Genomic DNA, 9,773 nt, shown 5'->3' with positions numbered 1-9,773 from the left:
ATCGAACTGAGCTGCTCAGCGAAGCCGGCGATAGCCAATCGCGCCCACCAGCATGGTTGCCAGCAGGGCCACGGTGGCCGGCTCTGGAATCTCGAAGTTCGGATTAAGCTCAATTGTCGGCTGCAGCGTGAAGTCTTTCTTGGCGATAAATGCCACGGAACCCTCCTCGCTGATCGCGATCAATTGGTCGTCAATGGCGATTTCGGCTTTCGTTACGCCGAATTCAAAGTCGATGTTGTTCGCAGCCAGTACGGTACCAAACTCGATGATTACGCCGTTGTCCCAGGGGGCCAGCACCACGGGGCCATCGCTGACCAGATCGCGAACCATGGAGTTGCTGGCGAAGATGCTGATCGGGCTGATCGGCTTGCCATCGACCTCGAGGATATCGACATCGATGGATACGGCGCCTGCTATCGAAGTGGCGGCCGTTCCCGTGCCGAATAAAGTAAAGTCACCAGACTCGGTGATCTGTAGGGTGGTCAAGCCCCCGGCCACTTGGCCGTTGACCTCAAGAGCCGAGTAGCCAAAGTTCAATTGCCCGTCGGTGATGTCCGTAGCGCCGCTTGTGGAGGAAGCGACGAAGCCCGCGGGGTCGAAGTCGAGGGTATCGCCCGTCAGGGTCGGCGCGCCATAGAGACCGGGTTCATCCGGATCTGTGCCGGAACTTTCTTGCACGTCTGTGTAAATGGTGACACCAGGCGGAAAGTCGGGACCGAAGTCGCCGTAGTTAATGGTGCCGGCCAGGGAAGCAGTACAAAGTGAAACAGCACTGCACGCAGCGGCTAGCCAAGCGCAGGCTTGGCGCGATGAATGAGTCATGAGGTCAATCCCCGATTGTGATGTGAAAAATCTTGCTGGTCTATTAATGGAAAAAACGATTGCTTCGTTGTGGTTAGCGAAGTTGGATTTTCAGCATTAGCGCTCCACAACTCGTCAATTGAAGTTTCCGCCAGCTCACATCACCTGGGACTGACTGCTGAGGCCCGAGAGCGGGTTGGCAGAGGTCGCAGATTAAGTTTGCTTAACACATAGGTGCCATAAAAAAACAACCTCTCAAAACCTCTACCCGGCGCGCGAAAGAATGCGCGAATGGATAGTGAGATTTTGAGAGGTTGTTTTTATTAGCGGCTTTTTTGCTGTGTTTGGGTCTTATCCAGTTAGGAGTAAAGGGTGCGAGTCCGTCACACAAATATCACGTTAGACGCCCTGGAAGGCGTTGTCAACGTTTGCGCCAGAAAAATCTCAAGAGATTTTGCCGGACGCTAGCGGGTCTCGGCTCGCTCGGTTCGCAGCGTGCTGCTAGTCACGATTTGTCGACCGCCTGTGAATCGGGGTGTTACCAGCATGTTACCGTCGATCGGAACGGAAACGGTGACTGTAACTTGCGTCGCGCTTGGCCCCAGGTTGGGGGGGTCGACCGTTACCTGGGTTCCCCGGGCCCCCACGACCGCCATGATCCGCTGTGCCTCGGCGATGGCCTCCGGCGCTGTGGCTCCAGGCACCATTGCCACCCGGGCTGCCTCGTAGGCGGCGTTGTCGGCCGTGTGGCGGATCACGTTCAGCCAACTGAACTCGAACATCGTCAGGGCCACTAGGAAGAAGACTGGCGCGCAGATGGCGAATTCCACGATCACCGCGCCGCGACGGCCTGGCTTGCGGGTTTTCTGATGCACTTGGATCATTGCAGTCGTTTCGTTTGTTTTATTCGGTTAGCAGCACCGGCAGCGTACGGGCGATCTCGCGGAACACCGCGCTCAGGTCGGTGGCCGTGTCGGCGTGGTAGTGCTGTCCGCCAGTGATGTTGGCCACCTGCTGCATCCGCGTCTGGTCGGCACCGGTCCCGAACGAAATGGTGTGCACGGTGATGTCCAGCGCAGCAGCCTCGCGAGCGACTGTGGTGGGTTCGACGCCCAGGTTGTGCAGCCCGTCGGTCATCAGCACGATGGTCTTCACGGCGAACGGTCGAGCGTTGCTGTCGGTCAGGGCCACGATGCCTTGCCGCAGACCCTCGCCGATGGCCGTGCTGCCGCCGATGCCACGTTGCATGAAGACGTCCATCTGGTCTCGCACTGCCGAGTAGTCGTGGGTGAGCTGTTCGCGAATGTCGGCGGTTTCGAAGTCCAATCGCCAGCGACGGCACCGCTTTCGGTACTCGCTGCTGTAACTGGCCAGTGCCACCTGTTCTTCGGGGAACGTGCGATCGAGTTCGTCCAGAAAATCGGCAATGGCCTTATTGAGTGCCGCGAAGCGGGTGTTGTTATCCAGCGGGCCGCAGTTCTGACCGTTGCGGTCGCCTTGGTCCGAGAGGTCGAGCCCCATCGAGCCCGAGCGATCGATCACCAGGCAGATGTCGCGGTCCAAAATGGTGGAGATGGCCTGTTGTACGGGTTGAAAGGTATCAATTCCCAGCACGCGGGCGAAGAACAAGTCGACGGGCCCGGCGACCGATCCGCTGGTCCGCCGCCCATCCACTCGCACAGCATTCAATACGCCACTGTTTGCAGGGGTAAAGACGAATCGCCCCGAGCTGTTCGGTTGCGAGGACAGGCCGAACTGGATGTCGCTATCCGCCAGTTGCATGGGTTCGCCGGCCACGAGGTTACGGCGGGCGGCGTCAATGGCGGCCGCGCGGGCAGTGTCCTCGTTCTGTGAGGTCGACAGCACCTTGGCCCCCGCACGAGCTGCGGCGTCGGTAGCGGTGCGAAGTTCGGTATTGACCAATTGCATCCATGCTACGTCGATGGCAAACGCCATCAATAGGACGAGTACCGGCAGCACGATGGCCACCAGCACCAGCATGGCGCCACGACGTTGAGTGGTAGGGAGTTGACGAGCGGAAAACATCGGCAGCCTCAGATCTCTTTCATCGTCACGGCGGAAGCCTGGATGGTTGCGCCCCGGAAGAACTTCAGTGGCAGCACGCCATTCAGGTTGGACGGAGCCGCAATTTGGATGGTCATGTACTCGCCGACCGGTACGTTCGACACTTCCGCGGGAGTCACCGTGACGGTGGCCCCTTCGACTCGGCGGTCGCGGAGGATGCCTTCGCAGGTGGACTGAACGTCGGCCGTTGTCGCGCCAGGTCTCACGGCCGTATGCGCACCTTCGTACGCGGCGATGGCCAGCGACTGCTTGAGGAACACCATCGAGCAGGTCTCGACCATGCCCAACACCAGCAACACCATGATCGGCAGGCAGAGGGCAAATTCGGTGGCCGCCACACCGCGGCGACGCGAGTTGTTCGGTTGTCGAGGGGTCATCACGCTCCGGGCTCCTCTTTGTTGGCCGGCGTGTTGCCAAGACGGTCGATCACCTGGTTCATATCCGCGGCGATCTCTTTCCAGAAGTCGTTGTCGCGGAACTCAACTCGCTCGGGGCGAGAACCACTGGCCAGGCTGTGGATCACCTGGCGAAGGCGAAATATAGGGCCAGCGAAGCGGTGGCTCAAACGGATTGAGTCGTACACAAACAGCGGGATCAGGCAGCCCAGCACCAACAGCATCGGGCTGTAGGTCCACCAAGCTCGCGTGATTACTTCGAGCACCGGCTGAAACGGGTCGCTCATCCACTCCAACCCCACGGCCAGCAGCAGGGCCACCAAGATAAATGCCAGCCAGTGCAGCACCATCCGCCGCCACAAGGCACCCTGCACCTGAGGATCGATGTATTCCTTGCCACGCTTATTACGAGTCATTGCTTGGGTCTCCAGGCAGCCGTGGGCGGTTGCCAAAGTCAGAAATGGGATTTCCAAGCAACAATAGGCCACATTGCGGTAGTCACCAGCGCAGAAGTAGAGCTAGCGTGATTCTCGATGCCCGCTTGCAAGTCCCCAGGCTGCACAATCGGTCCAATCGGTAACACGCTGGCTGGGGAGGGTAGGGCGAAGTTGCTTAGAGGAAAACGATGACTAGTATCGCGAAAGCCAGGCCGTGAAGGCGTGCGGTTGAATTTTGCTCCGCGCAGAGGCTGGTGCTACGATGGAGGTCTCCCGCCTGCCCACCCGACCTGGAGCCTCTTATGTCGCCGCGGTTGCTCTTCGTTTTCGCCAGTTTTGCTGTTTTGCAGCTGGCCACCTCGCCCGCTCAGGCCGACGAAGCCTCGGCCACCGCCACGCTGGAAGCAGCGGGATTCAATTGGGTGGTTCGCGGCTGACGACCGAGCAGGAAGCGGAAGTCACCTCGGCCTTGCGTGAAGTGAACAAGCTGCGCCGCGACTTGATGTCCGCCACCCGCGACTTGGTGGGCGTGCAGGGCAAGGTCGATCAACACAAGGCAAGGATGGCTCAGCTCATTCGTCAGCAGGTGCAGCTGAGCACCCAACTTGCCAACGTCCGTCAGGGAGGCGTCGAGAGCAACAACCGGCTGGTCGCTGCTATCAACGCCTTGCAGGGCCAACTCGATTTGCTCAAGGGCATGACACCCGAAGCCGATGAGGCCGAGTCGAAGGCTCGCGCCGAGTAGAGCAAGGCTCGCGAAGCCTATCTCAAGCAGGTGCTCGACATCCGCGAAATGGTTGATCAGGCCAGCCAGGTGTACCAGAGCGCCGAAGAGAATGGCAAACTCCAGCAGGCCGCAGAGGAATTGAACACCGCGACGGGCAAGGACTACTCGCTCGAGCCATCGCGGTCGCTCGCCAGCGCCATCCGCAAGCTCGAATCGCTGGAAGACGAAGTGCTGACCGAGGCCATCCCGCTCCGCCGTCAGGGCAGGACGCTCTACGCTTCGGTGACGGTGAACGGAAAGTACGACAAGGAAATGGTGGTTGACTCTGGCGCCAGCCTCATCCTGCTGCCCGGCCCCGTGGCCAAGGAACTGGGCGTCGAGCCAACCAAGCAGGACCCCATGGTCCAACTGGTGATGGCCGATGGGCGCACCATTACCGGCCAACTGATCAAGCTGGACGAGGTCCGCGTTGGGCAATTCACCGTTAAAGACGTCGAAGCGGCCGTGCTGGGTCCTGATGCCGTGGCCGCCGAGCCTCTGCTGGGCATGAGCTTCCTGGGCAACTTCAAGTTCGAACTCGATGCCAAGGCCGGCTCGCTGACGCTGGTCGACGTCGAAGGCGCTAACCCGGCCGAAGAGACGAAACCGGGCCGTGGCCGGCGGTAAGTCCGCTTGCTACGCGACACCTATTCGCTGCTTGCTGCGCGTGTAGGCTGAAACTTCTTCCCAAGGGGCATGCTGCGCTCGCACATCGGTCCGCTAGCGGTTTGGCGCGCCGATTGCACTTTCAGTTCGCCGCTTCACTAACGCGTCTGATCGCCAAGCGACGCCGGTCTCTCGCACCTAGATAGGTGGTCGCTCGGCGGTCAGCGTGGTTGTCGGACGACGCAATATGACCGTCAATCTTGCCACTGGCCGCTGTTATGCTTCAATACTCCTCTTTGAATCTGCTAGCTCAGGCAGCTGCGGCCCCAACCTCTGAATCCACTGAAGCGGTGGCCGAGTCCGCCGAAGAGCTCCCCGCCGACGCCGCGGGGGCGTGGCAGCTGGTGGTCGACAGCGTGTATGGCATGTGGGCCGACTTTCTCGTGCGGCTTCCGCTCATCATGGCGGGCATTGTGCTACTGGTGGTCACCTGGGGCGTTACCAAACTGGCCGACCGCACCGTGCGATTTGCCTTGCGCCGCACTCGGTTGCGCCGCAGCCTCCGCGAGCTCGTGCGGCAGTTGGTGTACATCACCATTTGGGTTGTTGGTCTCCTGACGGCAGCCGTGGTGGTGTTCCCCGGCATGACCCCGGCCAAGGTGCTCACGGTGCTGGGGCTCAGTTCGATTGCCATCGGATTTGCGTTCAAAGACATCGTCGAAAACTTCTTTGCCGGAGCACTTATCCTCTGGCGGTTCCCGTTCGAGCCCGGCGACTTCATCGAGTGCGACGAGCTGATGGGCAAGGTCGAGGAGACCACCATCCGCATGACGACGCTTCGCCAGGTCGATGGCCAGCTGGTCGTGGTGCCCAACGCCCAGTTGTTCAAGTCGCCCGTGTATGTGATCACCAGCCAGCCGAAACGACGGATCACGGTGATCTGCGGCGTCGACTACGAAACCGACCTCGGCCAAGCACAGCAGGTGCTCCGCGATGCGGTGGAGGGTTGCTCATCGGTCGATGCCGATCATCCGGTGGAGATCTTCTGCCAGGAGTTCGGTGGCTCGAGCATTAACTTCGAAGTCACCTGGTGGACCGGCTCGACGCCACTCGCGGTGCGCGAATCGCGCGACGAAGTGGTCCGCGCCGTAAAGACCGCGCTCGACGCCGCCGAGATCAGCATTCCGTTCCCGCATCGCACGCTGACGTTCAAGGAGAACCTTGCACTGCAGCAGGTCGAACACGCCAACAACGAAGCCTAGGTGGGCGCCCGAATCGTCCGAGGGCTTTCGCCACCCGGCTCGCTGCTACCCGAGAAATCAGCCGCCTACTTCTTGATCATATCCTTCACCGTATGACCGCCCGGGATCATCGGCAGCACATGTTCCTGGTAAGGCACCGCGACGTCCAGCACGTAGGGGCCGTCGTAGTCGATCATCTCTTGGATGGCGGCTTCCAGGTCGCACTTCTTTTCGACGTACGCGCCGCCGCAGCCGAAGCCCTTGGCGATCGTCACGAAGTGTGGATATCGCTCTTCCTGGTGCAGCGAGCCAACGCCATCGCCCTGGCCGCTCCACTCGGGGTTGTCGATCGGGCCCAGGTAGGTGTGGGCGCGGTTGCCCTGCATGAAGCGGTCTTCCCACTGCACCACCATGCCGAGGTGTTGGTTGTTCAGCAGCAGTACCTTTACCGGCAGCTTTTCGCAGACCAGCGTGGCCAGTTCCTGCACGTTCATCAGGAAGCTACCGTCGCCGTCGATGTCGATCACCAACCGGTCGGGGTACTGGCTCTGCACGCCCATGGCGGCCGGCAGGCCGAAGCCCATCGTGCCCAGGCCGCTGGACGAGAGCCACGTCCGCGGCTTATCGAACTTATAGAACTGGGCGGCCCACATCTGGTGCTGGCCGACGCCCACCGTGATTACGGGGTCGAGCTTGTGCGTCATCTCCCACAGCGTGTGAATGGCGTGCTGCTGGGTGATGCCCTCGTACTCTTTGTTGTACGTGAATGGCTCATCGGCCTTCCACTTCTTGCACTTGGCCACCCAGTCGCTGATGTCTTCGGGGGCTTCGACAATCTGGTTGAGCTCCTTGAGGGCGAACTTCACGTCGCTGCACACGGGAATGTGCGCCGGCTTGTTCTTGTTCAGCTCCGCGGCGTCGACATCGATGTGCACGATCTTGCCATGCTTGCAGAACTCCTCGACCTTGCCGGTTACGCGGTCGTCGAACCGCACGCCCAGGGCGATCAACAGATCGGCTTCGTCCACGGCCAGGTTCGAGTAAACGCTGCCATGCATGCCGAGCATATCGAGCGACAGTTCGTCGGTGCCGGGATAGATGCCCAGGCCCATGACGGTCATCGTGACCGGAATGCCGGTCTTCGCGACCAACTCGCGTACTTCGTCCGAGGCGTTGGCTGTCACCACACCACCACCTGCGTAGATGATCGGACGCTTGGCTCGCTTGATGGCGGCGGCCACTTGCTTGATTTGCTCAGGCCGGGCGTGAGGCAGATCCACTTCGAAGCCCGGCAGATTGATGTCGGCATTGTAGTCGGGCACGCACTTGTCGAGCTGCACGTCCTTCGGCATATCGACCAGCACCGGGCCGGGACGACCGCTCGCAGCCACCAGGAATGCTTCACGCATGACGCGGGCGACGTCGTTCACGTCGGTCACCAGGTAGTGATGCTTGGTGATGCCGCGGCACACTTCCACAATGGGTGTCTCTTGGAACGCATCGCTGCCGATCACCTTGGTGGCCACCTGGCCGGTGACGCAAACCATCGGAACGCTGTCGAGCTTGGCATCGGCAATGGCCGTCACCAGGTTCGTGGCGCCGGGACCACTCGTGGCCATGCAGACGCCCACTTTGCCGGTGCTGCGGGCGATGCCCTGAGCGGCGAAACCGCCACCCTGCTCGTGGCGGGGCAGAATCGTGCGGATCTTGTCCGAATAACGCGTCAGCGCCTGGTGCAGCGGCATGCTACACCCGCCCGGGTAGGCGAAGATGGTGTCGACGCCGTGGTTTACCAGCGACTGCACCAAAATGTCAGCGCCGCTAACGAGTTCGGTGGAAGTCTTTGGTGAAGTTGCTGTAGCCACGGTAGTTGCCTCGTGAAGTGGAAAGGGACAAGCCGGTCAGGGGGGTACTTGGGGGGAGAGCCGGCCGATAGTCCGTAGGACCCGCGGCGGCGCGAAACGGTTCATGATAAGTTAGCCGCACCCCCTGGGCAACCAGTTCGAGGCCGAATGAGGCTGCAAAAACCGCATTTCGAGGCAACAACGGCGGCCTCGAATGTGGTCCGGTTCGCAAGAAGGCGGACTGGTCGGTTGGCGGTCGGAACCGTTCCAAATCCGGCTACGGTCAACCGCCGACGCGTTTGGGGATCGTAAACGAGTACAGCACTACCACGGCACCCACGCCCATCAGGCTCCAGGGAGCCCAATCGGGAGGCGAAATACTCCGAGCGGGCGCCACCTGTTGGCCGCCCTGCACTTCGGGTTTCAGTACCGCCTTGTCGAGCGCCAAAGCCTCGACACCCAGCAGGCAACTGTACACACCTACTGCCAGAAAGAATGCACGCCACATGGCCGGTTTGGCCTCCTCGTCGTACGCAAAGTCGATCGATTCCTCGGTCCTCTATCGTCTAGGGTGCGTCGAAGGTTGCAGCCATTGTGCCGCTTCCCGGCTGGTTCGCCACCGTCGATGTCCGTCTGTGTGGATTGTTCCACAGCGGGGGATAAATCCACCACGTGGGGACAAAACGATCCGTGGGGGCAAAACTCGGCCATTGCTGGGCAGGTGTCTTGTTGTAAATGCTTGTATTTCAGTGGTTTACGTCGAAGTCGTCGACCTGTATCCGCGGAGTTGTTCCACTTCGGCTTGCCGCAGGTGGGGGAAACTCAGTTGGTGGCCATTTACGCCCTCAATGAGCGGTTAACCTCCAGCGAGCCGGAGGCCTCAGCGCCCGAAGCGAATTGCCGGGCCCGCGCACCCACCAGCGCGACACTTCGCCCACACCATCCCCTCACCCCACATTGTCCCACAGCGTGTGTAAGATTCCTACAAGCGGCGAAGGGGAAACCGTAGAACGGAGTTCGCTGCGTTGGAGCGCCACCAACGACGATGGCTCTCCACGTAGCTACCGTCGCCAGACGGTGGGCGACATGGCGACCAATGCTGAGATGCCAAGCGAGGTCGCCAGCTACTCCACGCTCTGGCGAGCGTAGCTACCATCGTGGGCCCTCTGGTAGTAAGCATGAATGGGCGTTAGACGGTCGACTAACCGCACGAACTTCGATGACACCCGACCCCTCAGCCAAAAATCCCTACCGGTCGCCTGCTACTGATAACGGCAAGCCCCCCGCCGATTCGACAAGTGTCGTTGGCCTGTTGCGAAGTGCCGTGCAAGTGCATGGTTGGAAAGTGGTCGTGCTGTGGTTCTTCATCGTCTTGGTAAGCGGAACGTATGCTGGAAACCACGGAACCCATAGCGTCATTGGCGGTGTAGGTGCATTCATCTGCGTCGCGCTGCTTTTGACTTCATTACGAGGGCTGTGGCATTTTGTCGCGTTGCCGCTCTATGGCTTTTTTGCTTTGGAGATCCTGGCAGCATCTCTACACCTGCTACGAGTGGCCTTGACCATGAGAGGATAGTCGGAGTCGATAGGGGCACCAC

13 protein-coding genes are annotated in these 9,773 nt (G+C 60.6%); 6 read left to right on the top strand and 7 right to left on the bottom strand.

The genetic code is table 11. The features are described 5' to 3' along the window. Window positions 1-15: 15 nt before the first annotated feature. The 5 genes from NG895_RS15235 to NG895_RS15215 form a co-directional block, all read right to left on the bottom strand. Complete coding sequence (locus NG895_RS15235; protein WP_252853375.1) at window positions 16-822, bottom strand: PEP-CTERM sorting domain-containing protein; 807 nt, start codon at window positions 820-822, stop codon at window positions 16-18. 443 nt (window positions 823-1,265) lie between these two features. Continuing rightward, window positions 1,266-1,685 (bottom strand): TadE/TadG family type IV pilus assembly protein, encoded by a 420-nt coding sequence (locus NG895_RS15230; protein WP_252853374.1) that lies wholly within the window; start codon window positions 1,683-1,685, stop codon window positions 1,266-1,268. 19 nt (window positions 1,686-1,704) lie between these two features. After that, window positions 1,705-2,847: a vWA domain-containing protein gene (locus NG895_RS15225; protein ID WP_252853373.1), complete on the bottom strand. Its 1,143-nt coding sequence runs from the start codon at window positions 2,845-2,847 to the stop codon at window positions 1,705-1,707. An 8-nt stretch (window positions 2,848-2,855) separates the two neighbouring features. After that, a complete protein-coding gene (locus NG895_RS15220) occupies window positions 2,856-3,263 on the bottom strand; it encodes a TadE/TadG family type IV pilus assembly protein (protein WP_252853372.1) in 408 nt (135 codons plus the stop codon). After that, window positions 3,263-3,697, bottom strand: a complete 435-nt coding sequence (locus tag NG895_RS15215) for a hypothetical protein (protein ID WP_252853371.1) — start codon at window positions 3,695-3,697, stop codon at window positions 3,263-3,265. The genes NG895_RS15220 and NG895_RS15215 overlap by 1 nt, the downstream gene beginning before the upstream one ends. A 323-nt stretch (window positions 3,698-4,020) precedes the next feature. Here NG895_RS15215 and NG895_RS30305 point away from each other — a divergent pair, with 323 nt between their 5' ends. The 4 genes from NG895_RS30305 to NG895_RS15200 all read left to right on the top strand — a co-directional run bounded on the left by NG895_RS30305 (window position 4,021) and on the right by NG895_RS15200 (window position 6,352). Further along, the gene (locus NG895_RS30305; protein ID WP_261361101.1) at window positions 4,021-4,155 is read left to right on the top strand and encodes a hypothetical protein; all 135 of its coding nucleotides are present in this window, start codon (window positions 4,021-4,023) and stop codon (window positions 4,153-4,155) included. After that, on the top strand, window positions 4,137-4,463 hold the full coding sequence (locus tag NG895_RS15210; RefSeq protein WP_252853370.1) for a hypothetical protein: 327 nt from the start codon (window positions 4,137-4,139) through the stop codon (window positions 4,461-4,463). Before NG895_RS30305 ends, NG895_RS15210 begins: the two co-directional genes overlap by 19 nt. Window positions 4,464-4,493: 30 nt before the next feature. Next, on the top strand, window positions 4,494-5,111 hold the full coding sequence (locus NG895_RS15205; RefSeq protein ID WP_252853369.1) for a retropepsin-like aspartic protease family protein: 618 nt from the start codon (window positions 4,494-4,496) through the stop codon (window positions 5,109-5,111). 329 nt (window positions 5,112-5,440) lie between these two features. Further along, the gene (locus NG895_RS15200; RefSeq protein WP_252853368.1) at window positions 5,441-6,352 is read left to right on the top strand and encodes a mechanosensitive ion channel family protein; all 912 of its coding nucleotides are present in this window, start codon (window positions 5,441-5,443) and stop codon (window positions 6,350-6,352) included. 65 nt (window positions 6,353-6,417) lie between these two features. Here the strand turns inward: NG895_RS15200 and ilvB are convergent, their stop codons facing one another. Together ilvB and NG895_RS15190 are read right to left on the bottom strand one after the other, a co-directional pair. Further along, window positions 6,418-8,196 carry a biosynthetic-type acetolactate synthase large subunit gene (gene ilvB / locus NG895_RS15195; protein ID WP_252853367.1) on the bottom strand — a complete coding sequence of 593 codons (1,779 nt, stop codon included), beginning with the start codon at window positions 8,194-8,196 and terminating at the stop codon, window positions 6,418-6,420. A 262-nt stretch (window positions 8,197-8,458) separates the two neighbouring features. Further along, window positions 8,459-8,683 carry a hypothetical protein gene (locus NG895_RS15190; protein ID WP_252853366.1) on the bottom strand — a complete coding sequence of 75 codons (225 nt, stop codon included), beginning with the start codon at window positions 8,681-8,683 and terminating at the stop codon, window positions 8,459-8,461. Between the two features lie 461 nt (window positions 8,684-9,144). Between NG895_RS15190 and NG895_RS15185 the strand changes: the two genes are divergently transcribed. Together NG895_RS15185 and NG895_RS15180 are read left to right on the top strand one after the other, a co-directional pair. After that, window positions 9,145-9,324 carry a hypothetical protein gene (locus NG895_RS15185; protein ID WP_252853365.1) on the top strand — a complete coding sequence of 60 codons (180 nt, stop codon included), beginning with the start codon at window positions 9,145-9,147 and terminating at the stop codon, window positions 9,322-9,324. 70 nt (window positions 9,325-9,394) lie between these two features. Next, on the top strand, window positions 9,395-9,751 hold the full coding sequence (locus tag NG895_RS15180; protein WP_252853364.1) for a hypothetical protein: 357 nt from the start codon (window positions 9,395-9,397) through the stop codon (window positions 9,749-9,751). Window positions 9,752-9,773 lie beyond the last annotated feature (22 nt).

This window comes from Aeoliella straminimaris, from assembly GCF_024054565.1.
Lineage (GTDB): Bacteria > Planctomycetota > Planctomycetia > Pirellulales > Lacipirellulaceae > Aeoliella > Aeoliella straminimaris.
The sequence above is the reverse complement of the archived record's forward strand: the minus strand, read 5'-3'. Positions and strand labels throughout refer to the sequence as shown.

Bases quoted from the DNA above. Each gene is read 5' to 3' on its own strand.
- NG895_RS15230 (WP_252853374.1), bottom strand. From the start codon at position 1,685: ATGATCCAAGTGCATCAGAAAACCCGCAAGCCAGGCCGTCGCGGCGCG.
- NG895_RS15220 (WP_252853372.1), bottom strand. From the start codon at position 3,263: ATGACCCCTCGACAACCGAACAACTCGCGTCGCCGCGGTGTGGCGGCC.
- NG895_RS15215 (WP_252853371.1), bottom strand. From the start codon at position 3,697: ATGACTCGTAATAAGCGTGGCAAGGAATACATCGATCCTCAGGTGCAG.
- NG895_RS15225 (WP_252853373.1), bottom strand. From the start codon at position 2,847: ATGTTTTCCGCTCGTCAACTCCCTACCACTCAACGTCGTGGCGCCATG.
- NG895_RS30305 (WP_261361101.1), top strand. From the start codon at position 4,021: ATGTCGCCGCGGTTGCTCTTCGTTTTCGCCAGTTTTGCTGTTTTGCAG.
- NG895_RS15180 (WP_252853364.1), top strand. From the start codon at position 9,395: ATGACACCCGACCCCTCAGCCAAAAATCCCTACCGGTCGCCTGCTACT.
- NG895_RS15190 (WP_252853366.1), bottom strand. From the start codon at position 8,683: ATGTGGCGTGCATTCTTTCTGGCAGTAGGTGTGTACAGTTGCCTGCTG.
- NG895_RS15235 (WP_252853375.1), bottom strand. From the start codon at position 822: ATGACTCATTCATCGCGCCAAGCCTGCGCTTGGCTAGCCGCTGCGTGC.